Here is a 25000-nt window from a genome sequence, read left to right as displayed (position 1 = left end):
TTCTATTTCAAAAATAATTTCATAATATCATTCCAGGTGACAGCAATCATCAAAATAACCATTACAGCTACACCTGCAAGCGTCATATAGGTTTCTACTTCTTGTTTCAATGGCTTTCTCCGGACGACCTCGATCAAATTGATCAAGATTTTCCCGCCATCCAAAGCCGGAATCGGGATTAGATTGAAGATCCCAATATTAATAGAGAGCATAGCCATAAGAGACAAGACTGCTGGAATCCCTAATTGAGCAGCTTGTGAGCTGGCATTGTAGATGGCAACCGGACCACCCAGTTTATTGAGACTAAAGTGGAAAATGATATCTTTCAAAGCTCCCAAAATTCGTGTCGCTGTATTCCAGGTATCTGTAAAACCAGACAAGAGTTTATCCACAAATCCTGTCTTAAGGCCATTTGTCACACCCAGATAGTAACGATTCCCTGACTTGGTTGGCTTCACTTTGACTTCTTTTTCTTGGCCGTCTGTTTTGACTTTCAGGGTCAATTCAGGAGCCGTCTTGCTGTCCTTGGTTGCTTTCTCGACAGCATCTGTCAGTTCATCCCAGTTGCTAACGGTATCGTTGTTGACTTGAAGGATCTGAACATTGCTTTTGACACCGACCTTAGCCAGCGCCCCATCAGGTGCCACCTGAACATTGTTGCTGTAGTAGTCAATCGCACCACCACGCATAAAAGCTAGAAGTGAGTAGACGACAATACTGAGAATAAAGTTGTTCATAGGACCCGCAAAGTTGGTAATCAATCGTCCCCAAATGCTGGCATTCTGATACTGAACATCTCTCGGCGCAATCCGCACTTCTGTCCCATCTTCCTCAACGATGGTCGCATCATGATCAACACTATAGGTCTTGGTCTCATCGAGAACCAAGCCCGTAATTTCCAGTTTATCTTCAAAGTCAAACTGGGTGACATTCATGGGAAGGGCTGTCTGATCCAGATTCTTTCCTGAAAGATTGATCCGGACGACCTTACCAGCCTCATTTAGCGTCAAGCTGACAGGCGTTCCGGTTTTAATCTCAGTTGTGTCCTCACCCCAGCCAGCCATACGAACATAGCCACCTAAAGGTAGAATGCGAATGGTATAAGCTGTTCCATCTTGACCAATATGGGCAAAGATCTTGGGACCCATCCCGATCGAGAATTCTCGCACCAGGATGCCCGATTTTTTTGCAAAATAGAAATGACCAAACTCGTGAACGAGAACGATCACTCCAAAAATAACAATAAAGGCAATAAATTGCATCGTTCTATACGTGGTTTCCTTTCTATTTCTTCTGTCTTAGAACAAGCCCAAGAAATGCATCAAGGGAAAGACAAAAATCAAACTATCAAAGCGGTCTAGAACACCACCATGTCCTGGGATAAATTTCCCAGAATCCTTGACACCAAAGTGGCGTTTGATCGCACTCTCTACGAGGTCGCCAAACTGACCTGCAATGCTAAAGAGGATGGTAAAGAAGATCATAGCAAGAAAACCATGTCCACCCGCCACAGAACGATCCACGATCATATAGATCACAGTTACCGCAACTGCAGACAAGATTCCCCCAAGACTGCCCTCAATCGTTTTATTAGGAGAAACCGCAGGCATGAGCTTGCGTTTCCCAAACCGACTTCCTACTAGATAAGCACCTGAATCTGTAGCCCAGACAATAAAGAGGGCCAATAAGACCTTATCAATACCAGCAATTCGCGCATCTACTAAGGAATGGAAACCAAGTCCAACATAAAAGCTAGAGGCAATGGGATAGACCACGTCTTCATAATTGTAATTCTGAGCAAGAACAGTTGTTCCCATGAGAATCAGGACAACCAAACCATAAGCAATCATATTGCCATCTGCTGGAAGGTAAGGGAGGTAGTCCTCGATCGGCAAGGTCAAAACGAAGGCCGCTAACATGGCTAGCGCTCCTTCAAAGGTCGCTGTCTCAAGCCCCTTCATCTTGAGCAATTCATGAACCCCTAGCATGGCGATCAAGCCAATCACAATCTGGAAGAACACTCCTCCAACCATTACTGTTGGAATGAAAAAGAGCAGGGCAATTCCTCCAAAAATCACACGTTTTTGTAAATCTTTCGTCATCATCTTCTCCTAAACACCACCAAATCTCCGATGGCGATGGCTATATTCTACTATGGCACTTCGTAGTGCTTCATCTCCAAAATCTGGCCACATCACATCTGTGAAATACAACTCGCTATAAGCAGCCTGCCAAGGAAGGAAATTACTCAAACGGATCTCTCCGCTGGTACGGATAATCAAATCCGGATCCCTTAGGACACGTGGCAAACTCTCAGTATAGAGAGAATCTGCGATCATCTCTTCTGTGATATCTTCTGGACTGAACTTCGCATCCAAGACCTCTTGGGCGATCTGCTTCACAGCCTGGGTGATCTCTGCACGTCCACCATAGTTAAGCGCAAAATTCAAGATCAAACCCGTATTGAGGTGGGTCATCGCTTCTGCTCTTTCCAAAGCCTCCAGCGTTTCTTTTGGTAATTTCTTAGTGTCACCAATCATTTGAATCTTGACATTGTTGCGATGCAATTCGGGGACGAAACGATCATAAAACTCGACCGGCAAGTGCATGATGAACTTGACTTCATCTTCAGGGCGTGTCCAGTTTTCCGTAGAAAAGGCATAGACAGTCAAGACCTGAACCCCCATATTTTTTGCTGCAATCGTCACTTCTTGGAGAGCTTCCATCCCCGCCTTATGACCAAAGACACGCGGTTGCATCCGCTTTTTCGCCCAGCGACCATTGCCATCCATAATGATCCCAATGTGTTTCGGGACTTCTAAAGGTATCTCGATTTTTTCTTTTTTCTTAAAACGAAACATGTTTTTCTACCTATTTCAATATTTATCGCTTCATTATACCATAAATCCCCATAAAATAGGGACTCTGGCCTCTTTTTTGAACCAGCAAGGCTTTCCTTCATCACATCGTCCTATTTGCCCACCAAAAAAGAGGCCCTTGCCTCTTCTTTGATGATTATTCTTCGATGGCTGAATCGGCATCTGAACTAGCACCTTCTGTAGCAGTAGCTGAGATTCCTTCTGATACAGGAAGAACTGTTTTGATCGCTCCCAATTCAAAGGTCAGGTAGACACCATCAACATCCAAGACAACGGTCTTGCGATCTGTATCGACTTCATCGATGGTTCCGTACAAGCCACCAATCGTGATGACTTCATTTCCTTTTTGAAGTTTATTCAAACTTTCCATCCGTTTTTGGTACTGTTTCTTTTGGCTACGGCTCATGAAGTACATCAAACCGACCATAAGAACGAGCATAATTAGCAAACTTCCGCCTTGCATATGTTTCTCCTTTAATTTTCATATATGCTATACTATATCAAATTTCGCCCGTCTTTTCAAGTTTTCCCATCCTCTTCAAGTAAAATCAGACTCCAGTCTCAGAGAGGAGGCAAGTTTTGATGAAAAAGAAAAAAACCACGAAAAGTGGGCTACTGACTAGTCAATCGTAATGCCATACTTTTCATGATTCTCATCATACCAATCAATCAAGGCCAAAGCCGTTTGATAGGTAATATTTTTGATTTTACTCGTTCCCTTCGTCAAAGTCGCTAGGCTCATTTTGCTGATGTTTGTTTCAGTTGCGACACGATAGCTCGTCAAGCGACCGTCAACCATCAGTTGAACAACGGCTTCCACTTTTCTGTATTCGGGAGTTGAGTAGATATCAATTGTATTGCTCATCTTACTTCCATTCCTCAAATTTTATTCTTGTATAGATTATATACTTATTTTCTTTATTTATTAATAATTTTGCTCAAATTGGATTAATTTCACTAATTATTGATGTTTTTTTACCCCAAATAGGAGGATTTTGGCCTTATACGGCGAATAATTTCCCCCAGGTGGGAAGAAAAAATAAAGACTGCTATATTATAGCAGCCTCTATTTTTCACAAACTAATTCGCCTTAGTCTGCTTGTTTATCAGTGTTTTCTTCCTTCTTTGTGTCTTTTTCTCTAATCACAAGGACACCATCTTCCATGTCAGCTTCGAGATGTTTGGCATCCAAGTTATCCAAGTGGAAGTCTGTGACTTTGTCACGGATTTGTTGTTCAACTACCCGACGGAGTGGACGAACACCCATCACTTCATCATAACCTTCTTCAGTCATGTATTCTTTAGCTGCATCGCTCACTGCTAAGTCGATTTCTTTCTTAGAAAGGGTCTTATTGACATCTACCAACATCAAATCAACAATCTTAGAAAGATCTTCCTTACTCAAGTGTGAGAATTCAATCACAGCGTTGAAACGGTTCAAGAATTCTGGACGGAAGTAAGGTTTCAAACGATCCATGAGTTCTGGTTTATCCGCATCTTCTGTCAAGTTAGCTTCGTAACCAAAGCCTGCGTTTGAAGTTGCGATAATCACAGTGTTCTTGAAGTTGACCGTGTTCCCTTGACCATCTGTCAAACGACCATCATCCAAGACTTGAAGGAGAAGGGTGATCACTTGAGGATCCGCCTTTTCAATTTCGTCAAGAAGGACGATAGAGTATGGGTTACGGCGAACACGTTCTGTCAAAGTATTGCTATTGTCATCATAACCAACATAACCAGCTGTTGTACCAATCAATTTAGAAACGGCTGTGCGGTCGCTGTATTCTGACATGTCCAAACGGATAATGGCATCTTTGGTACCGAACATATCAAGAGCCAATTGTTTAGCCAACTCAGTCTTACCGACACCAGTAGGACCTACAAAGAGGAAGCTACCGATTGGACGGTTCCCTTCGTCAAATCCTGCACGGTTCCGACGGATAGCACGTGCCACTGCTTCAACGGCTTTATCTTGACCGATAACCTTAGTTTGCAAACGGTGACCCATATCTTTCAAACGTTCGATATCAGTTGCACCCATTTGTGATACTGGAATACCCGTCATCCGTTCTACAGATTCAGCCACATCGTTGATTGTTGCTGTTACTTTATGGTCTTCCGTATGGTTTTCAATTTTCTTTTCAAGTTCTTCGATGCGAACTTTTGCTTTCAAAGCTGCTTCGTAATCTTCTTTAGCCGCAGCTTCTTCTTGTTTGGTTTTTTCTTCTTCAATTTCATGTTCCACAGCGTGGACATCTGTTACAGGATGTTGGGCTGCCAAGTGAGCAGCTGTCACATCGACCAAGTCAATGGCCTTATCAGGCAAACTACGTTGTGGAATGTATTGGATCGAATAATCAACCGCTGCTTTCAAAACTTCATCTGGCAAGATGACATTGTGGTGTTTTTCATAAAGATCACGGATCCCTTGGAGAATCTTGAAAGTATCTTCAGCTGATGGAGCATTGACCTTCACTTCGTTGAAACGACGAGCAAGAGCCGCATTCTTCAAGATGGTGTTACGGTATTCATCTTGAGTAGTTGCCCCAATAACTGTCAATTCCCCACGTGAAAGAGCAGGTTTGATGATATCCGCAAGACCTTTAGAGCCTTGACCATCACCTGTGCTACCTGCACCAAGGATTTGATGGATTTCATCAAAGAAGAGAATAACATTTCCCATAGCCTTGACTTCTTGGATCAGATTTTGAATATTTTCTTCAAAGCTACCACGGTATTGCGTACCAGCTTCTAGACCAGAAATATCAATCGAGATGATTTCTTTGTTCTTGATAGCAGCTGGAACATCCCCGTTCACAATAGCTTGTGCCAAACCTTCTACAACTGCTGTTTTACCAACACCGGCATCCCCTACAAGAACAGGATTGTTCTTGGTACGACGAGACAAGATTTCAGCAGTTTCTTGAATTTCTTTATTACGTCCGATGACCGGATCCAATTTTCCTTCACGAGCTTCTTCGGTTAAGTTGCGACCAAGTTTTGCAAGGATCCCATCTTGTTTCATTCCTTTACCTTGATGGTGTTGCACTTGCTCGCTTCCTTCATTTGGAAGTTGACCAGTTTGGCGGTAAATGGCGAATTCTTCAGGTGTTACTTCACGACCATTGATCATGTAGCGACGGCTTTCAGAACGAAAACCACCCATGTTTCCCATTAGTTGATTGAAAAGATCATCCATATTGTTAAAGTTGTTATTCATATTGTATACCTCTAATTTACATAATTTTAATTCATTCTTGAAAATTAGCAGACCAATTGGCTGCTGTTTGATTGTTTACATAATTTTAATTCATTTATTTAATAATAGCCCTACAGGCTAACAGTTCTATTTTTCCTTTTATCAATTAGTTGTCTTAATTCTGGAAATAGCATATCACCATCTCCTTTCCACTATTGATATTGTAAACCAGTAGGTTTTTCCAACCTCTTTTTGTTTACATAAATTATTATAACGCAGACTGATTTCTTTGTCAACACTTTTTACATAATTTTTTACATTTTTTTAAAAAATTTTTCCAGAATCCAAAAAACACACCCTACATAGGTGTGTCTCTTGTTAAATCATGTATTCGACGCTATAAGTAGCATCAGATAAAATCCGTGAAAGGAATTGTTTGGTCCGTTCTTCCTTTGGACTATTGAAGAATTCATGGGGTTCGTTTTCTTCGATGATGTGTCCGCCGTCCATAAAGATAACGTGGTTGGCCACATCACGCGCAAAGCCCATCTCATGGGTTACGACAACCATGGTCACTCCTTCTTGGGCTAGCTGTTTCATGACATCTAAGACATCCCCAACCAATTCTGGGTCTAACGCTGAAGTCGGCTCGTCCAGCAAGATCACGTCTGGTTTTACTGCGATAGCACGTGCGATTCCGATCCGCTGCTGCTGACCACCTGACAATTGAGAAGGATAGTAATCCTTGTAAGCGAGGAGACCAACTTTTTCAAGGGCGGATTCTGCCCGTTGGATGGCTTCTTCTTTTGGAATCTTACGAGCTACAATCAATCCTTCCAAGATATTTTCAAGTGCTGTTTTGTTGGCAAATAGATTGTAATGCTGAAAAACAAAGGCTGTCTTTTGACGAATTTCTAAAATTTCCTTTTTGCTGAGTTTTGAGAGGTCATATGCTTTTCCACCTAGGGTTAGGTGGCCTGTATCTGCCTTTTCTAAGTGATTGAGGCAGCGAAGGAAGGTTGTTTTTCCTGATCCAGATGGACCCAAAATAACGACGACATCCCCTTGGTTGACCTTGAGATTAACATCTACCAGGACTTGGTGGTCCTTAAATTTTTTCGATACGTGTTCTACTTCTAACATCTTCTTATTTCTCCTTCTTCTATGCGAGTGTCAGGCGTTTTTCCAAGAGGTTGAATCCCCACTGAATCACCCCACAAATGATAATATAAAGAATAAAAATCACGAGATAGGATTCAAAATATTGATAACCATAAGAGGCTTCGACCTTGGCAATGGCGGTGATATCCTTGATCGTCATGACAAAGACAAGGGAAGTTCCTTTGACCAAGTTGATGACCAGGTTACACAAATTAGGAAGGGCTGAACGCAAGGCTTGAGGAAAAACAATTCGGATATAAGCTTGGCGGTTGGTCAAACCAATGGCTTGCGCTGCTTCTAGCTGGCCCTTATCCACAGTCAGAATAGCTGACCGGAGAATTTCTGCAAGACTCCCCGTTGTCATCAAGCTAAAGATGATAAAGGCATAGTAAATGGGATTGATCTCAAAGACATTAAAGTGACTGCCTATGCTCTTAAAAAAGCTATTCAAGAGGCTAGGAAAGAGACTATAAAAGAAGAGAATCAAGAGAATCGGAGGCGTCGCGCGAATAAAGGCTAAGTAAACCACTGAGAAACTGCGAACCCCTTTGACCTTATAGATCTGACCGAGCGCCAAAAAGAGGGCTGGAAAAAAACTCAAGAGAATCGATACGACCATGATCAGAAGGGTCACTGGAACACCACCCAAGGTGGCTAGAAATGTTTTACTAATAAAATTGAAATCCATAAGCTACCTTTCTGTTACGCTGAGTCGTTTTTCAAGCAATTGAGCGGAGAAGGAGATCACAAGAGCAATTCCCCAGTAGATCACTGCTACGGCTGTATAAGTCTCGAGGGAATAATTCCCAAGGTTGCGACTGATCAAGTTGTTTCCTGCTCCCATGATATCGATAAAGCCAATGGTATAAGCCAAAGCGGCATCGCGCATGAGGTTCAAGATGGCCGTCGTCATATTTGGAAGAGCCACACGAAAGGCTTGGGGAAGGACAATCCGCCAAATGGTCTGAGCTGGTGTCAATCCGATACTCAAGCCCGCTTCCATCTGGCCTTTGGGAATGGCCAAATAGGCTGCCTTGAAGACCTCAGAGATCATCGCCGCAAAGAGAAGAAACATGGCCACAAGGACAAAGACAAACTTGGACCAGTGGTCAATATCAATGCCCAACCACCAGTTCAAAAATTGGGGTAGTCCATAAAAGACCAAAAAGAGCAAGACAATCGGAGGGGTACAACGCAAGGTAAAGACATAGCCTTTTGCCAGACCTGCTCCTACCTTCTCTTCTGATACTTGTGCCCAAGTCAAAACCAAGCCAAATGCAGAACCAAGAAGCGTCGTTAACACCATCAAAGCTAAGGTCGCTGGTAGAGCTTGGACCAAGGTTGGAAGAAATGACCAGACCTTGGAAATGTCGTATGAGACCATGTTTCTTTTCCTTTCTGTATCCGTATAGAAATAAGGAAGCTGGGGCTATGCGCACCCAGTTCCATCTTATTTCTCTTTATCTACATAACTGAAGACATCTTCACCGAAATATTTTTTCGACAATTTCGCAAGCGTTCCATCTTTTTCCAATTCTTTGATGGCCTTGCTGTATTCTTCCGCAAATTTTTCGTTTTTCTTATCCTTATGGATCAATGGATAAGTTGGAATTCCTTTGTAGGCAAACCAGCTGAGTTTGTCTGCGTATTGGTGGTAAGAACCATCTTTATCTGTGACAGCTTTTTCAAAGGAAAGTTTGATGTCAAAGAAGGCATCGTAACGACCTTCAAGTACCCAAGCATAAGCATCTGCGACTTTGAACGATTCGGCAGCTGTTAATTCGATTTGTTGGTCCTTATGCTTTTCATTGTATTCTTTAATAACATTCCATTGCGCATTTTGTGGTGAAATTGGAACTAATTTCCCTTTTTCTTTCGCAAAGTCATCAATGTTCTTGTATTTATCCGCATCTTCTTTTCGTACGGTAAATCCGATGATACTTGCTCCGATTGGTTCTTTTGGAATGATAAATTTCTTGGCGCGTTCTTCGGTATACCAAGCTCCTTTGGTTCCGATATCATACTTACCAGATTCTAGACCGATCAAAAGGTCATCGTCACTTGTTCCAGTGTACTCAAACTTGTAGTCTGGTAATTTTTCGTCAATAGCTTTGAGCACAGCTACTTCATAACCATCTGATTCTCCTTTTTCATCGACGAAATCGTACGGTACATAGTTTTGCGTGTGGGCTACTTTCAAGGTTGTTACCTTGTTCGATCCCGTTGAGCCTTTGCTGTCGTTTGCATGGTTCAAGCTCCGTCCAAGAATGGTTGCACCTGCAATGGCAAGAACGGCCACCCCACCGATAATCCATGTTTTTTTACTCATACTCTGTTCTCCCTGATTCTATTTTTTCTTATTCTGCTGCAGCTTCACGAACCCATTCGATTCGCTCTTCATCAATGTCACTTGGAATCGTACAATCCGCACCGATGACCAAGCCTGTGGTTCCAGTTTCTGCGATGATGCGTTTAGTTTCTGCTTGAATCGCAGCCTTGTCTCCTGTATAGAGAAGACCATTTTTGCCATTTTCAAAGCCACCAAGAACCGTACGTCCACCGAAGATTTCGCGTCCTTCTGCTAGGCTGATTCCTTCTGGTCCAACTGCCCAGTTAATGACTTGAGCTGGGTAGTCTGTGAAGAGATGGATATCATTGCGAGCCCCTTCGTAGCCACAGATATGAAGGATATTTACCCCACCTGCTTCATTGGCTGCTTCTAAGACATGGAGTTCACTCGGTGCAATACTATTTTTATAAACTTCTTGGCTCACGCGCGCATCTTGGATACTTTGAACACTGAGGTAGATCCCGTCTGCTCCTGCTTCTTTAATGATGCGTTGGCTCAAACTTGCAATATCTTGACCAATCGTATCCAATACTTTTTTAAGGGTTGCAGCATCTTGATCGATGAAGTTTGCGATCAAGTCATCTCCTCCTGAAACTTCTCCGACCAACCATTTAAAGTAAGTTACTGGAGCAAAGATATTGTAGATGGCTACAATGTCCTCTTCAAAACCGGCACGGATTTTTTTCACAAGCTCTACCTGCTCTGTGATCCATGGATGATCGGCTCCGAGAGGTTCAATTCCTGCTAAGTCAGAGATGTTTTCAAGGCCTTTGTGAATGGCTGGATTTGGATAAGCAAAGTAACCATCGCTCATAAGTTTAACAAAGTCTGGTTGGACCTTGTGAAGGAAGTTTTGATGACCCTTCAGGTTTTTTTCAATAATTTCAGGATTTGAAAATCCTTTTAGCCACTCTTCTTCTGTCGTGAAATGGTGCCAAAATCCAACTGGCACACGATCAACTGCTTCTCCTTTAAAAGCTTTTAACACTAATTCTCTTTTTGCTGACATGTTCTTACCTCGTTCCATCTTTTCTTGTTTGTTATCTTATCACTTCAATTATGCTTTGACTAATATATATTTTTTATCAAGCTCTTCATCTTTTTTTATCACTGATCTTCAAGAAGTAAAATTCCTGCTATATCAGATGGGCGAAGGAGAGAGAGACTATGGGCTGGAATTTTCTCCAATTTTTCGATGTCCGGATCTTTCCGTACAATCCCATGACTGCTTGCTGCAGTAGCTTTTGCGAGTCCTAGGACTAAGAATAAAGCTACCAGCCCCATACACCACACATGAATCTTTCTCATCTCCCTCTCCTTTCTTCTTACAAGACGGCCGCCTGACGCACCCAGTCTAAGCGTTCCAATTGGAAATCGTCTGGTACGGTACAGTCTGCTCCAAGGATCAAACCACGACTTCCCGCTTCTGCGACCAGGCGACGGGTTTCTTGCTCGATAGCTGCTCGTTCCCCTTGATAGAGTAAGCCTTTCTTACCATTGACAAAGCCACCTAGGACAGCACGATCCCCAAAGAGTTTGCGACCTGCTGCTAGGCTCAGGCCTTCATGATGGGTCGCCCAGTTAATGACTTGTGCTGGATAATCCTTGAAGAGGTCCACTTCATTGCTGGCCCCTTCAAAACCACAGATATGAAGGATATTGATTCCACCCGCTTCATTGGCTGCTTCTAGAACGGCAATGTTGCTTGGCTCAATGATCTTGCGGTATTCTTTCTCTGTCACGCGCTCATCTTGAACCTGCTGGGTTGAGAAGTAAATGCCTTCCACTCCTGCTTCTTGGATCAAGCGGCGACTAAGAATGGCGATGTCTCCTGCAATCACGTCAAGGACATGAGCTAAAGTTTCTGGATCTTCCTTGATAAAGTCTGCAATCACTTGGTCTCCACGGGATTGATCCGTACGGAACCAGCGTTTCAAGTAAGAAATGGGCGAGAAGATATTGTAGAAAGAAGCAATCTCTTCATGGAAATGGGAACGAATCTCCTTGACCACTTCAATCTGTTTTTCAATCCAAGGATGATGCTCTCCAATCGGTTGAATGTCCTTTAATTCTTGGATCGATGTGATCTCTCTCGAATAAAGGACATTCGGATAGCGGAAGAAGCCATCGCTCATGATCTTGACAAAATCAGGTGAAATTTCTTCAACATAGTGTTGGTGACCCTTAATACTTTTTTCTACTACAGCTGGATTGTCTAGCCCCAATTCTTTTTCTTCTTGGGTCACATAATGGAGCCAAAATCCTACAGGGATTCGCTCTACTGCTTCGCCTCGAATGGCACGAAGAACCAATTCTTTTTTACTCATACTGTACATCCTCCTCATCTTTTCTCCAAAAGAAAGATTGACTGCTTCCCTTCTGGAATTTGTAACCATGATATCACCTCGAAAAGTAGCTGACTAATATATTTTCCCTATCAAAGCCTTAAAATTTCTTTATTAAGAAAATCATCAAAAAAACGCAAGCCCTTGAAAATAGGGACTTGCGAGTATCTTTCTCGATTGTTTCATTTTAGAAAAAAAGAACCTCTTTGATCTTTTCTTGATCCGGTTATAATATAAAACTATACCCCTCCTTTTAAGATGAAAAATGGAATCTATTGAGATGAAAAAGCCCTTCATATCAACATTTCTTTCTTCCTATTCATTCCACCATTTCCTGGCTCCCCTTCCCCTCTTTCTTGTCATACAAGATTGAAAGGAGTATAATTTTTATAGAATAAATTTAAGGAGTGTACGGTTTATGAAAACAACAAAAACCACCTTTACCATCGTTTCTGCTCTTGCTTCTGTCATTTTACTGACGAGTTGTGGAAGCAACACCACTAAAACGCAAGAGACAAAAGCAAGCAGCACTAAAAATCAGGTGACGATGACCTATGATCAGCAGCGCTCACAAGAAAATACCATGTCTGTTCTCTGGTACCAAAAGGCAGCAGAAACCAAGGCTTTGTATTTACAAGGCTACAATGTCGCTACTGACCGTTTGAAAGAGATCCTCCAAACGCCTTCTGATAAGCCATACTCAATCGTATTAGACTTGGATGAAACTGTTTTAGACAACAGCCCTTACCAAGTTCAAAACGTCAAAGATGGTACAGCCTTCAACCCTAAAGATTGGGATGTTTGGGTGAAAAAAGCAGCCGCAAAAGCGGTGCCAGGTGCTAAAGATTTCCTTCAATATGCGGATCAAAACGGGGTTCAAATCTACTACATTTCTGACCGTACAACCTCTCAAGTAGATGATACCATCAAGAATCTTGAAAAAGAAGGCATTCCGGTTCAAGGACGTGACCACCTCATGTTCTTAGAAGATGGTGTCAAATCAAAAGAAGGCCGTCGCCAAGCTGTGCAAGAAAAGACCAATCTTGTCTTGCTCTTTGGGGACAACCTAGTGGACTTTGCAGACTTCTCTAAGACATCCGAAGCTGATCGCGACAAGAAATTGGACGAATTGCAAAAAGAATTTGGTGAAAAATTCATCATCTTCCCAAATCCAATGTACGGATCATGGGAATCTGCTGTTTACCAAGGTAAAAAACTAGATGCCAAGGGACAAACAGAAGAACGCCTCAAAGCCTTGCAAGGTTTTGATAAATAAAACAAATGAGAGTGGGACAGAAATCGGTAATTCGTTGGAATTCGATTTCTTTGTCCCGCCTCCGCACAGTTGAGTAGGGCTGTAAAAGCTGATGAAATCAGCGTAGTAGAGCCCACTCAACCACTGCGTCTTGCTAGACAATCCAAAAACAATTAAGAGGCTGGGACTTTTGTCCCAGCCTCGTTTTTTCTATATAGACAAGTTTATTCAACCGTTACAGACTTAGCAAGGTTCCGTGGTTTGTCGACATCGAGTCCACGATGAAGGGTTGCAAAGTAAGCAATCAATTGGGTTGGCACCACCATTGAGATTGGAGAGAGGTAAGGGTGAACCGCTGTCAAGACTAAATCATCCGTCTCTTTAGCGACATTTTCTTCTGCAATGGTTAAGACATGAGCCCCACGTGCTGCCACTTCTTGGATATTTCCACGTGTGTGGCTGGCTAGGACTGGATCAGACAAGAGGGCAATAACTGGTGTACCGTCTTCGATCAAAGCAATGGTACCGTGTTTCAACTCACCCGCTGCGAAGCCTTCACATTGGATATAAGAAATTTCTTTTAGTTTCAGACTGGCTTCCATGGCAACATAGTAATCTTGGCCACGTCCGATATAGAAAGCATTGCGGGTTGTTTCCAACAAGCCACGGACTTTTTCATCGATGACTTCTTTTTCTGAAAGGGTTGATTCGATCGATTGGGCAACGATAGACAATTCGTGCACCAAATCAAAGGCTTTGGCCTTTTCATTGCCATTGGCTTCTCCAACAGCTTTGGCAAGAAAGGCAAGGGCTGCGATTTGAGCCGTATAAGCCTTGGTGGAAGCGACCGCAATTTCAGGACCCGCATGGAGCAACATAGTCATGTCTGCTTCACGTGAAAGAGTAGATCCTGGAACATTGGTTACTGTCAAGCTTGGAATGCCCATTTCATTTGCTTTGACCAATACCTGGCGACTATCCGCTGTTTCACCAGATTGACTGATAAAGATGAAGAGTGGTTTTTTGCTGAGAAGTGGCATGCCGTAGCCCCACTCAGAGGAGATACCGAGTTCTACCGGGGTATCCGTCAACTCTTCCAACATTTTTTTAGACGCAAACCCTGCATGGTAAGAGGTACCGGCTGCAAGGATATAGATGCGGTCTGCCTCTTGAACAGCCTTGATGATAGCTGGGTCTACCACTACTTGACCAGATTCATCTGTATAGGCTTGGATGAGTTTACGCATCACGGTTGGTTGCTCGTCAATTTCCTTGAGCATGTAGTATGGATAAGTCCCCTTACCGATATCTGATAAGTCAAGTTCAGCCGTGTAGCTAGCGCGCTCACGACGATTTCCATCGTAGTCTTGGACTTCAACGCTGTCTGCTTTGACGATGACCAACTCTTTGTCATGGATTTCCATATATTGGTTGGTCTCACGAATCATGGCCATGGCATCTGAGCAGACCATATTGTAACCATCCCCAAGACCAATCAAGAGTGGTGATTTATTTTTTGCTACATAGATGGTGCTTGGATCTTCCGCATCCATCAAAGCAAAAGCATAGGCTCCTCGGATGATGTGGAGGGCTTTTTTGAAGGCTTCAAGCGTAGACAAGCCCTCTTCTTCAGCGAATTTTCCGATCAAGTGGGCTGCAATTTCTGTATCGGTTTGCCCCTTGAAATGGTGACCAGCTAGGTATTCTTCCTTGATTTCAAGGTAGTTTTCAATGACGCCATTGTGTACCAAAACAAAACGACCTGTCTCCGAACGGTGTGGGTGGGCATTGTCTTCAGTTGGTTTTCCATGAGTGGCCCAACGGGTATGTCCGATCCCAGCTGTTCCTTCGACACCTTCTGCCTTAGCTGACAATTCTGCAATGCGACCAACTGCCTTTACCAATTGGCTCTTGCCTTCACTAGCCAGAAAAACACCCGCAGAGTCATAGCCTCGGTATTCGAGCTTTTCAAGTCCTTGAATCAAAATATCAGTTGCATTTGTATTTCCTACAACACCAACGATTCCGCACATAGTCTTTACGATATAGCCTTGCTATACTTTCCCCTTTACTTAGTCAAACGACCCATGGTCGATTTCTCAGTTACTTTGAAATTGGTCTAGTCTAATTTACCAAAAAAGTAACCAGCGGAGTCAGTATACAATGCTTCTTCCAGTTTGTCAACTAGGAAATATAAGAAAATTGGTCTAGTTAAGAAAGGGTTAAGAAAAGAGGCTGAGACAAAAGTCCTAGCCTCTTAATTGTTTTTAGATTGTCAAGCAAGATGCAGTGGTTGAGTAGGATATACTACGCTGATTTCATCAGCTTTTACAGCCTTACTCAACTGTGCGGAGGCGGGACGACGAAATCGAATTCTAACGAATGACCGATTTCTGTCCCACTCTCTGTTTTTCTATTCTTCAAATCCATTCTGCTGGCTTAACTCACGGAACCAATGGCCGGATTTTTTGAGGGTACGTTTTTGACTCTCAAGATCCAATTCAACTAAACCATAGCGGTTCTTGTAGCCATTGAGCCAAGACCAGCAATCAATAAAGGTCCAGATCAAATAGCCTTTACAATTGGCACCATCTTGAATAGCCCGGTGGAGCTCACGAAGATGGTCTTTGACAAAGTCAATCCGGTAGTCGTCTTGGATCACTCCATCCTTGCGGAATTTTTCCTCGCCTTCGACCCCCATCCCGTTTTCTGTCAGGATCCACTCGATATTGCCATAGTTTTCCTTGATATTTTGGGCAATGTCATACAGGCCTTGCTCATAGATTTCCCAACCACGGTGGGGATTAATCTTGCGGCCTGGCATGACATAGGGTTCATAAAATTGCTCAAAGAGTAGGGGAGAAGCTGGATTCGGAGTATAACGAGGAGCTGCCACACGGAGTGGTTGGTAATAGTTAACACCTAGATAGTCGACGGTATTTTCCTCCATCAAGCGCAACTCAAATGGATCATAATCTGGCAAGAGATCACGCTCCCGCAAGATCTCCACTAATTCTTGAGGATAATGGCCAAGAACGGAAGGATCTAAAAAAGATTTGGCTTGGAAGAGCTCGGCGATACGAGCGGCTTTAACATCTTCTGGATGCTGGCTCCGAGGGTAGGCTGGTGTCAGATTGAGCACAATCCCGATCCGGGAATTGGGATCCACCTCGTGACAGGTCTTGACCGCTAGAGAGCTTGCTAACTGGGTGTGGTAGGCTACTTTTACAGCTGCAGCTGCATCTACCTTATGAGGAAAATGGGCATCATAAAAATAACCAAACTCCACAGGGACAATGGGTTCATTAAAAGTGATCCACTGGTCGACCAGATCCCCATAGGTCTTGAAACAAAAACGCGCATATTCTTGATAAGCATAGGCGGTTTCCTTGTTTTCCCAACCATCGCCCTGCTTTTGGAGAGCCATCGGCAAATCAAAATGATAGAGGTTGACCAAGAGGTGAATCCCTTTTTCCTTAATCTTTTCAAAGACACGACGGTAGAAATCGACACCCGCTTGATTGATCTCCCCTCGGCCTTCTGGGAAAATGCGGGACCACTGAATAGACGTCCGAAAAGCTGTGTGACCGGTTTCTAACAAGAGATCCAGGTCCTCTTCCCAGTGTTCATAAAAAGTGGATGTTTTCTCTGGTCCCTGCCCTTGATAAAAGCGATTGGGTTCGATCCTATACCAGTAATCCCAGAGATTGTCACCTTTTCCATCCTGATCTATACGCCCTTCTGTCTGTGGACCCGAGGTCGAACTCCCCCATAAAAAATCCTTTGGAAATTGAAACATGTTCTAATCCTCCTCATTCTACTAGCTCTATTGTAGCGAATCCTCCCCCAAAACCTAGGCACAATTTACAGTCTTTCTTACGCAGATTAAAGAAAAAGCTCCCTTAGAAAAATTCCTAAGAGAGCTGGTCCTCATTATAAGTCATTCACAACATATTCAAAGAGTTTGTGGTCTGCAGGACTCTTGTCAAAACGCAGTTCCGGATGCCACTGAACGCCGAGAAAACGACTCTCATCTGTGGATTGAACCGCCTCTATGACGTCGTCTTTGGGATCCCGCGCAATTACTTCTAAGCCATCTGCCAAGTCTTTGATACTTTGATGGTGAAAGGAATTGATGCGACTGGTCTTACCATAGATCTCTTGTAAAACCGTCTGATCCTTAGTCACCAGCTCTTGGCTGGTGTACTGACCTGGATTGTCCTGCCAATGATCCTCAATATCTTGATGCAAAGTTCCACCCAATGCAACATTGTAGAGTTGGGTCCCACGACAGACTGTAAAGATAGCTTTTTTAGCCGCTCGCGCTTCCTCAATCAAGGCCAACTCAAAAAGATCACGTTTTAAGAGGTAGTCGTCGCTATCAATGGTGATTTCTTCTCCATAAAACTTGGGCAAGACATTTTGACCACCAGTAATGATGAGCTTATCAATCATCGACATATAGTGTTTGGCCATGTCCGCATCTCCAATTGGCAAGATCAAGGGAATTCCTCCCGCCTCTTTGACCGCTTCGACAAAACCAGTCGCCGCATAACTCATGTTCGCGTCTGGATCATCTGGGAAGGGTCTTTCATTTCCTGTAATTCCAATCACTGGTCTTTTTTTCATACTTGTTTCCATATACTTTCATTCGTTTTCAAGGCTTATTGTAACACAATTTTAAGCTAGACTCAATGGAGAGTTTTTTAAGAGAAGGTCTCCCCCTCTATAACAAAAGCTTGCTGAAAAGGGTTAAAATTGCTTTCTATCAAAAAATCCTCAAGTGCGAAGACTTGAGAATTATTTGTTAATTTTTAATAACCCCTTCTTTTACCAAAAAGTCACGTGCCACTTGATTAGCTGACTTGCCTTCTACTCCGACTTGGTAGTTCATCTGGCTCATTTGCTCTGCTGTGATTTTACCAGCTAACTTGTTTAGAATGCCTTCCAATTCTGGATGTTTCTTAAGAAGAGCTTCTTTCATGAGGGGCGCCCCTTGATAAGGTGGGAAGAGTTGCTTATCATCTTCAAGGACCACCAGGTCATAGCGAGCCAGCTCGGCATCCGTTGAGTAAGCATCTGTGATCTGGATGTCACCGGACTGGATCGCCTGGTAGCGAAGGGCTGGCTCCATGGTGGAGACTTGTAGATGGAGTCCGTAAACCTTCTGCAAGCCCTTGTTCCCGTCCTCTCGGTCATTAAACTCCAAGGTAAATCCTGCCTTGAGTTGTCCTTCCACCTTTTTCAAATCTGAAATGGTCTTGAGGCCATACTCTTGGGCAATTTTCTTAGGCACCGCGACAGCATAGGTATTCTGATAAGCCATGGGTTTGAGCAAGGCCAGGTCGTCTTGTTTCTTGATCCCATCTCGAGCCGCTCGATAGACTGCTTCTGGATCATGGCCGACTTGCGGCGCCGGCTTGAGGAGACTTTCGGTCACGGTCCCTGTAAACTCTGGATAGATAGCAATATCCCCTTTTTTCAGAGCTTCAAAGAGGAAGGTGGTTTTTCCAAAATTTGGTTTAACAGTCACTGTCATGTCTGTGTTTTCTTCGATCAAAATCTTGTACATATTGGCTAGAATTTCCGGTTCAGGACCCAACTTCCCAGCGATGACCAGGTTTTCTTTTTCCGGTTTGGGAAGAAGACTTGGTGTATAGCTAGCTCCCAATCCCAGGATCATGACCGCAAAAGCCGCAAAGATGGTCCGCAATTTAGCCTTTTCCATCCATTTGAGAAGAAGGTTAAAGGCGATGGCTAAGAAGGCAGAAGACAGGGCACCGATCAAAATCAGACTGGCATTATTGCGGTCAATCCCCAGAAGGATAAAGGAACCGAGTCCCCCAGCTCCAATCAAAGCAGCTAGAGTAGCCGTCCCGATAATCATCACAGCTGCTGTCCGAATCCCAGACATGATGACGGGCATGGCCAAGGGAATCTCAAACTTCTTCAAGCGCTCCCACTTAGTCATCCCAAAGGCGACCCCTGCTTCTTCTAGACTTGGGTCAATCCCCTGCAAACCGGTGATAGTATTTTGAAGGATGGGGAAAATGGCATAGATGACGAGAGCTGTCAAGGCCGGAAGTGTTCCAATTCCCATGATGGGAATGAAGAGCCCCAAAAGGGCCATGGAAGGAATGGTCTGGAAGATCCCAGCTACCTGTAAAACCCAGTTGCTGGCTCTCTTGCGTGTACTTAAATAAATAGCTAATGGAACAGCTAGAAAAATAGCAAGGAGCAGGGTCAGTAATGACAGTTGCAAATGTTGCCCTAGTGCAGTGAGCCAGTCTCCAAAGCGTTCTTGAAAGGTTGCAAATAGTTTAGACATGGTGAGCACCTCCAAATAAATCCGCAACAAAGTCGTTGGCTGGTTGGGCTAGAATGGTCTCAGGATCCGCCACCTGCACAATCTCTCCTTCTTGTAACACCGCAATCCGATCGCCTAATTTCAAGGCTTCATCGGTATCGTGTGTAACAAAGATAGTGGTCATGCCGAACTCCTTGTGCAAGTCTTTGGTAAGAGCCTGCAACTGTTTGCGGGAAATGGCATCCAAGGCTGAAAAGGGCTCGTCCATCAATAGAATCTTTGGCTCCCCGATGATGGCCCGCACAATGCCAATCCGTTGTTGCTCCCCACCAGACAGCTCATGGGGTTTGCGATCGGCGTAATCAGAAGCTGGAAGGCCTACTTTTTCTAAAAATTCGACTGTTTTGGAAGCCACTCGCTCCTTGCCCCAGCCCTTCATCTCAGGAATGAGAGCGATATTTTCCGCAACTGTCAAATTAGGAAAGAGAGCAATGGCTTGAAGCACATAACCAGTAGACAGACGTAACTCTCGTTCATCATAGTCCTTGATGCGTTTCCCGTCCATATAAATATTGCCATCTGTCGGCTCCAAGAGACGGTTAATCATCTTGATCATGGTGGTCTTTCCAGATCCTGAAGGACCTACGAGGACCATAAATTCACCATCTTCAATACGGAGATTGACATCTTTTAAAATGTCCTTATCCGTGTAGCGCAAGGCTACATGTTTATATTCAATCATATTCTTCCTCAATAAGTTTTCTGTCTCTAAGAGTATCCAATAGGCTACTTGCCGGATGCCCTAGGACTTTTTCGATATCTGTTGAAACCCCAGCTTGTTCCCCAGCTTTAATCGCTGTATAAGTGCTGACCCAGGCATCGTACTCCCAAGTTTGTGCTGGCCATTTTTTCCGTGACTCATAAGCTTCTTCTACTGTTTCATCCACATACGCGATGGCGTCACCAGTCTCTTTTGAGAGAAGCGCTACGATTTCTTCCATGGAAAGATCCTCTGGTCCTGTCAGATGCAAGGTTTGATTTTCCCACTCCTTAGGATTTAAAAGAATCTCTGCTGCAACCCTAGATGTGTCCTTACGGGCAACAGCTGACACAAGACCACTGCCTGCCGGACCACGAATCTCTCCATTTTCAAGCGCCATATCAATCAGGAAGTCCAAGTAAAAATTATCTCTCAAAAAAGTGTAGGTGAAGCCTAACTCCTTGATATAGGCTTCCGTCTGGGCATGATCTCGAGACAAGGTGAAAGTTGCCTTCTCATCTGCCCCATAAAAGGAGGTATAGACGATATGCTCTACCCCTGCTAGCTTTGCAGCATCTAAAAAGTCCTGGTGTTCCTTGACACGCTCTGGATTTTCCCGAGCAGAAACCATCAACAAGATATCGATCCCCTTTAAGGCTTCAACCACCTCTGGTGTATTGGCATACACTATTTTACGAATTTCCGCTGACGCATAGATCTTTGCACGCTCTGGGCTTCGTGCTAGATGGACGGAAGCGATTCCTTTCCTATCGACAAGATTCGCCACATAAGAACCTAATTTCCCTGTTACCCCTGTAATACCAATCATAACTGTTACTTCCTTTCCCTAGATGTCATTCTCTTTAGCTTTTAGATTTGTGATAATCCGCTCTTGATACTCCTCAAATTCTCGGATTTCTTGATCCGAAAATCCTTGATAGAAAATCTCACCCAGTTCCTTACTAACACGATCCCCAATTTCCTTTTGTGCCCAACCGAGGTCTGTCAAAGAAATATATTTTTTCCTTTTATCCTGCGTACAAGGTTGAATCGTAACCAAGCCTTGTTCTTCCAATTTCTTAACCATGCTGGTCAATGTATTGTTGGCTAGACCCGTCGCAAGAGCGATATCGGTCGCAGTAGCGCACTCCAACTCTTGCTTCCACAAAATCGTTAAAATTTTCCCTTGTTCATTTCGGTATAGGGCATCTGGTTCCTTACTCAGCAGTTTTTGAAAGATACGCCCATTTAACAAGCGTATCTGTAAAGCTTGGTAGCCCCCTTGCATCTTGTCCATTTTGTCTCCTTTTTATTTCTATATCGAAATATCACAGCCATTGTATCACTGTTTGTTACATCTGTCAACTATTTCGATATAGAACCAATAATTTTATCTAAATTCACCTTAAAAAGCCTTTCTAGCCCTTCAAACTAGTTTCTTCTCCCTCTTTCTAGCAAGTGTAACAAATGTTGGACTCGTTTTGCAACGACACCTGATTTTATAATGTGGTAATCTGTTAACGAAATTAAATCATACTAATGGAGAATTTGTTATGCATATACCAGATAATTACCTTAGTCCTGCAAGTTGTGCAGTTTTAGCGGTTGCTGCTGCGCCTGTTATTGTCTTGTCCATCAAAAAAGTCAAGGTCCAATTAAAAGAAAATAAAGAGCTAGCGCCGATGCTTGGGATTGCTGCTTCTTTGTCCTTCTTATTGATGATGTTTAATGTTCCTGTTCCTGGTGGAACGACCGCTCACGCTGTCGGAGGGACCCTTCTTGCCATTCTCATAGGTCCCTATGCGGCCTCTCTAGCGCTGACAGTTGCCTTACTCCTACAGGCCTTCTTATTTGGTGACGGAGGGATTCTCGCTCTTGGGGCCAATATTTTCAACATGGCCATTGTGATGCCTTTTGTTGGCTATGCTATTTATAACTTGTTCCGCAAGCACCATCAGGAAACGCTTGGCGTTATTATCGGTTCTTTTCTTTCGATCAATGCTGCTGCCTTCTTAGCTGGTGTTGAATTGGGCTTGCAACCCCTCATCGCGTCAGAAGCTGGTCAGCCACTCTATAATCCTTATGGATTGAGTATCACGGTGCCTGCTATGTTGGGTGCTCACCTCCTTGTCGCAGGTTGGGTCGAAGCCTTCTTCACCGTTGTGATTTACCGTTTTGTAAAACAAGTTGCTCCTGCAGAGTTGTACACACCAAGTACAGTCAATACAACTTCATTTGTTAAAAAAATTCGCTGGGTACTCCTTGCTTTGATCGTCCTCAGCCCACTTGGACTCCTCGCAGATGGGACAGCTTTTGGTGAATGGTCTACTGAAGAATTGGGTAGCCTGCTTCATGGCAAAGTCCCAACAGGGATCAAAAATGGATTCTCTTTTGAAGCCTTGTTCAGTGATTACACCATTCCTGGAACAAAAATTGCGATTGGCTATATCCTATCAGCCATTACAGCTGTTCTCATTTTCTATATCATCAGTAAAATCATTCGATCAATGAACGGAGAAAAGACTTCTCATGCGTAAACTCCCTGACTGGCTTCATCAAGAGCAAGCGACTCTAGAAGCTTCAAAAAGCCATCACTATTTACAAATGAATCTTCAAACATTGCGCCACTTTCTTGGCAAAATGAAACAAACGACGCCCGCATTCAAGGCCAAAACTTCGTCTTGGATGCGGCTCGTTTCCTTTTTAATTCTAGCCATTCTCATTACGACTGCCCACCATCCCATCCAACTGTGGTTGATCGGTATCCTTTTGTTAATGCACATTGCCATGCTTCCTGGAGAGGTCCTACTCCACCTCTTTAAGGTCCTGTTCAAGGTGCTGTTGATTTCAACAATTGTGATATTGCCTAGCATCTTATTTCAAGGATTTCAAAATGGAGGACTCTTTTTGCTACGCGCAGGGATAATTGTCCTCAATATTTCTCTCTTTTTAGCCACTACCACAAGCATCCAACTGGTTGAGGCCCTAAGGCAGCTACATGTCCCCAAGACCTTTGTCCAGACCATTGATATTACGCTGAAATATAGTTATATTTTGGGAAAACACCTTCACCAACAAATTGAGTGCGTCCAACTCCGGACAGTTGGTCAAAAAGTGAACCTCCATCTCTTTGGCTCTCTTCTGGGTCTCTTGTATCTATCAACGAAGAACCATACCAAAGAGGTCTACGAGGCCATGTTGCTGAGAGGCTACGGTATGGATACAAAGCGCAAAGAAGCCTTCCACTGGAAGAAGGAAGACGTCTTTTTCCTATTGGAATTGGCGGTTCTCACGACCTTCACGACCTTACTTGGCTAGAAAGGAAAGCATATGATTCGCATTCAAGATGGGAATTACCACTACACAGAGGAGACTGGAATCCATGATATTCAACTCCAAATCCAAAAGGGGGAAACCGTTGGCCTGATGGGTCCAAACGGAGCGGGAAAATCTACCCTCTTTAAAATTCTGGTTGGACTCCTGCCCCTCTCTTCTGGTCAGTACCACTTCAAGAACTGGACCATTGACCAAGACTTCTTGAAAGATCCCCATCGTGCTGGGCAACTCTTCCAGCAGGTTGGACTCATTTTTCAAAACAGCGATACCCAATTGTTCAATACAAGCGTCTATGATGAGCTTGCTTTTGGGCCACGCCAATTAGGCTTAGCCGAGACCGAAGTCGAACAACGCGTTAAGGATACGCTCGGTCTTCTAGAGATTGAGCACCTGAGAGATCGTATTCCCTACCATCTTTCTGGTGGCGAAAAGAAGCTAGTCGCCATTGCCAGTGTCCTCACCATGAATCCTAGTCTCTTGCTATTTGACGAGCCCTTTAACGGTCTCTCCCCCAAATACCAGAAGCTGATTGTCGCCTTGTTCCAAGAACTCAAAACAGCAGGAAAAACGATTGTTATTTCCTCCCACCATTTCGAGCAAATCGCTCCGATTGTGGAACGGGTTCTGCTCTTTTCTGAAGAGCACACCATTACAGGAAGCTACAATCGAGCTGATTGGGAAAATCATCCAGATATTCAACAATCGTTTTCAACATGTTAAAAAAGCCTCGGTAGGGTTCTTCCTACCGAAGCTTTTTTGATGAAAGAGATAAGGGTTAATGTCCTTTACGCTTCTCCCTTCGTTTTTGCTGTTTGCGTTCAAATTTCTCTTGTTTGAGCAATTGCTTTTGGACACTAGATTGATGTTTTGAAATCTTTTTCCTTTCCTCATACTGCAACTGCAATAGTTCTTTCGACTTGGAAGAAACTTTCTGATTTACTTGTTTCTTCACCATTCGCTGTAATCGTTTAGGATTCTTGATTTTTACATGTTGCTTAACTATAGCTTCTGGACTAAAAGATAATTGAGTAAACTGAGTCTGTAAGATCTCTAAAATTTCATCATCTTTTGGCTCCTGACCAAATGTCACACGACAAACTTGATAAGTTTCTCGATACACTTGTTCGAACAAACCATGCCAAAATCCATCTTCAAAATAAACTGTCAATCCAATTGAAATTGTTTCCACGACAGCACCTCCTTAAATCTATCCCTAAGAATGGACAACCAAGGAGGAAGGTTACTGATAGGCTTGCCTACGTCTGGACTACCAACCAGAACTGTGTTTTTATCTTAGTTGGAACTATTATAGCATATAGCAATACAAAAATCCTCCAGAACTTAGCGCTGAAGGACTTTTAATTTTATTTCATAATAATATTTACAAGTTTGGTTGGCTCAAACAGTT

25 protein-coding genes are annotated in these 25000 nt (G+C 43.4%); 4 read left to right on the top strand and 21 right to left on the bottom strand.

All coding sequences use genetic code 11. The annotated features are described in order from the left end of the window. Positions 1-2: 2 nt before the first annotated feature. The 13 genes from rseP to HMPREF2832_RS01860 form a co-directional block, all read right to left on the bottom strand. Complete coding sequence (gene rseP, locus HMPREF2832_RS01920) at positions 3-1262, bottom strand: RIP metalloprotease RseP (RefSeq protein WP_049482393.1); 1260 nt, start codon at positions 1260-1262, stop codon at positions 3-5. A gap of 36 nt (positions 1263-1298) precedes the next feature. Further along, positions 1299-2102: a phosphatidate cytidylyltransferase gene (locus tag HMPREF2832_RS01915; protein ID WP_023919527.1), complete on the bottom strand. Its 804-nt coding sequence runs from the start codon at positions 2100-2102 to the stop codon at positions 1299-1301. Positions 2103-2111: 9 nt separating this feature from the next. Beyond that, complete coding sequence (locus HMPREF2832_RS01910; protein ID WP_049498060.1) at positions 2112-2861, bottom strand: isoprenyl transferase; 750 nt, start codon at positions 2859-2861, stop codon at positions 2112-2114. 154 nt (positions 2862-3015) lie between these two features. Further along, positions 3016-3342, bottom strand: coding sequence for a preprotein translocase subunit YajC (yajC, locus tag HMPREF2832_RS01905; RefSeq protein ID WP_003004444.1), 327 nt, complete (start codon positions 3340-3342; stop codon positions 3016-3018). Positions 3343-3498: 156 nt separating this feature from the next. Further along, on the bottom strand, positions 3499-3744 hold the full coding sequence (locus HMPREF2832_RS01900; protein ID WP_003009969.1) for a hypothetical protein: 246 nt from the start codon (positions 3742-3744) through the stop codon (positions 3499-3501). 225 nt (positions 3745-3969) lie between these two features. Then, the gene (locus HMPREF2832_RS01895; RefSeq protein WP_023919529.1) at positions 3970-6099 is read right to left on the bottom strand and encodes an AAA family ATPase; all 2130 of its coding nucleotides are present in this window, start codon (positions 6097-6099) and stop codon (positions 3970-3972) included. 357 nt (positions 6100-6456) lie between these two features. After that, positions 6457-7221, bottom strand: coding sequence for an amino acid ABC transporter ATP-binding protein (locus tag HMPREF2832_RS01890; RefSeq protein WP_070505348.1), 765 nt, complete (start codon positions 7219-7221; stop codon positions 6457-6459). Between the two features lie 19 nt (positions 7222-7240). Beyond that, the gene (locus tag HMPREF2832_RS01885) at positions 7241-7927 is read right to left on the bottom strand and encodes an amino acid ABC transporter permease (RefSeq protein ID WP_070505347.1); all 687 of its coding nucleotides are present in this window, start codon (positions 7925-7927) and stop codon (positions 7241-7243) included. 3 nt (positions 7928-7930) lie between these two features. Then, on the bottom strand, positions 7931-8623 hold the full coding sequence (locus HMPREF2832_RS01880; RefSeq protein ID WP_023919543.1) for an amino acid ABC transporter permease: 693 nt from the start codon (positions 8621-8623) through the stop codon (positions 7931-7933). A gap of 66 nt (positions 8624-8689) precedes the next feature. Further along, positions 8690-9568: a transporter substrate-binding domain-containing protein gene (locus HMPREF2832_RS01875; protein WP_049474424.1), complete on the bottom strand. Its 879-nt coding sequence runs from the start codon at positions 9566-9568 to the stop codon at positions 8690-8692. A gap of 28 nt (positions 9569-9596) precedes the next feature. After that, positions 9597-10598, bottom strand: a complete 1002-nt coding sequence (locus HMPREF2832_RS01870) for a uroporphyrinogen decarboxylase family protein (RefSeq protein WP_070505346.1) — start codon at positions 10596-10598, stop codon at positions 9597-9599. Between the two features lie 98 nt (positions 10599-10696). Then, positions 10697-10897 (bottom strand): hypothetical protein, encoded by a 201-nt coding sequence (locus tag HMPREF2832_RS01865; protein ID WP_070505345.1) that lies wholly within the window; start codon positions 10895-10897, stop codon positions 10697-10699. Between the two features lie 17 nt (positions 10898-10914). Further along, the gene (locus HMPREF2832_RS01860) at positions 10915-11925 is read right to left on the bottom strand and encodes a uroporphyrinogen decarboxylase family protein (protein ID WP_371585269.1); all 1011 of its coding nucleotides are present in this window, start codon (positions 11923-11925) and stop codon (positions 10915-10917) included. Between the two features lie 427 nt (positions 11926-12352). On the opposite strand from HMPREF2832_RS01860, the gene HMPREF2832_RS01855 reads away from it, so the two are divergent. After that, positions 12353-13210 carry a 5'-nucleotidase, lipoprotein e(P4) family gene (locus HMPREF2832_RS01855; protein ID WP_003004374.1) on the top strand — a complete coding sequence of 286 codons (858 nt, stop codon included), beginning with the start codon at positions 12353-12355 and terminating at the stop codon, positions 13208-13210. Positions 13211-13413: 203 nt separating this feature from the next. On the opposite strand, the gene glmS is transcribed toward HMPREF2832_RS01855, so the two are convergent. The 7 genes from glmS to HMPREF2832_RS01820 all read right to left on the bottom strand — a co-directional run bounded on the left by glmS (position 13414) and on the right by HMPREF2832_RS01820 (position 21553). Continuing rightward, entirely contained in the window at positions 13414-15222 is a 1809-nt protein-coding gene (gene glmS / locus HMPREF2832_RS01850; protein WP_049498067.1) for a glutamine--fructose-6-phosphate transaminase (isomerizing), read from the bottom strand. Between the two features lie 380 nt (positions 15223-15602). Beyond that, on the bottom strand, positions 15603-16988 hold the full coding sequence (locus HMPREF2832_RS01845) for a glycoside hydrolase family 1 protein (protein WP_049498068.1): 1386 nt from the start codon (positions 16986-16988) through the stop codon (positions 15603-15605). Positions 16989-17122: 134 nt separating this feature from the next. Further along, positions 17123-17818: a gamma-glutamyl-gamma-aminobutyrate hydrolase family protein gene (locus HMPREF2832_RS01840; RefSeq protein WP_049498069.1), complete on the bottom strand. Its 696-nt coding sequence runs from the start codon at positions 17816-17818 to the stop codon at positions 17123-17125. A 178-nt stretch (positions 17819-17996) separates the two neighbouring features. Beyond that, positions 17997-19517: an ABC transporter permease/substrate-binding protein gene (locus tag HMPREF2832_RS01835; RefSeq protein ID WP_049498070.1), complete on the bottom strand. Its 1521-nt coding sequence runs from the start codon at positions 19515-19517 to the stop codon at positions 17997-17999. Next, entirely contained in the window at positions 19510-20238 is a 729-nt protein-coding gene (locus tag HMPREF2832_RS01830) for an ABC transporter ATP-binding protein (protein WP_049491030.1), read from the bottom strand. The genes HMPREF2832_RS01835 and HMPREF2832_RS01830 overlap by 8 nt, the downstream gene beginning before the upstream one ends. Beyond that, a complete protein-coding gene (locus HMPREF2832_RS01825) occupies positions 20231-21085 on the bottom strand; it encodes an SDR family oxidoreductase (RefSeq protein ID WP_049491031.1) in 855 nt (284 codons plus the stop codon). The genes HMPREF2832_RS01830 and HMPREF2832_RS01825 overlap by 8 nt, the downstream gene beginning before the upstream one ends. A gap of 18 nt (positions 21086-21103) precedes the next feature. Continuing rightward, positions 21104-21553 (bottom strand): MarR family winged helix-turn-helix transcriptional regulator, encoded by a 450-nt coding sequence (locus HMPREF2832_RS01820; protein ID WP_049491032.1) that lies wholly within the window; start codon positions 21551-21553, stop codon positions 21104-21106. A 256-nt stretch (positions 21554-21809) separates the two neighbouring features. Here HMPREF2832_RS01820 and cbiM point away from each other — a divergent pair, with 256 nt between their 5' ends. Genes cbiM through HMPREF2832_RS01805 form a run of 3 tightly spaced genes read left to right on the top strand, consistent with a single transcriptional unit; the run spans position 21810 to position 24312 of the window. Then, positions 21810-22793, top strand: a complete 984-nt coding sequence (gene cbiM / locus HMPREF2832_RS01815) for a cobalt transporter CbiM (protein ID WP_070505343.1) — start codon at positions 21810-21812, stop codon at positions 22791-22793. Further along, entirely contained in the window at positions 22786-23574 is a 789-nt protein-coding gene (locus tag HMPREF2832_RS01810) for an energy-coupling factor transporter transmembrane component T (protein ID WP_070505342.1), read from the top strand. Before cbiM ends, HMPREF2832_RS01810 begins: the two co-directional genes overlap by 8 nt. 12 nt (positions 23575-23586) lie before the next feature. Continuing rightward, positions 23587-24312 (top strand): energy-coupling factor ABC transporter ATP-binding protein, encoded by a 726-nt coding sequence (locus HMPREF2832_RS01805; RefSeq protein WP_049491035.1) that lies wholly within the window; start codon positions 23587-23589, stop codon positions 24310-24312. A gap of 55 nt (positions 24313-24367) precedes the next feature. Here HMPREF2832_RS01805 and HMPREF2832_RS01800 read toward each other — a convergent pair whose 3' ends face one another. After that, the gene (locus HMPREF2832_RS01800) at positions 24368-24781 is read right to left on the bottom strand and encodes a YjdF family protein (protein WP_049498072.1); all 414 of its coding nucleotides are present in this window, start codon (positions 24779-24781) and stop codon (positions 24368-24370) included. Between the last annotated feature and the right edge of the window lie 219 nt (positions 24782-25000).

Source organism: Streptococcus sp. HMSC073D05, from assembly GCF_001812015.1.
Lineage (GTDB): Bacteria > Bacillota > Bacilli > Lactobacillales > Streptococcaceae > Streptococcus > Streptococcus parasanguinis_D.
Note: the sequence above shows the minus strand (reverse complement) of the source record. Positions and strands in the feature narration are given on the sequence as shown.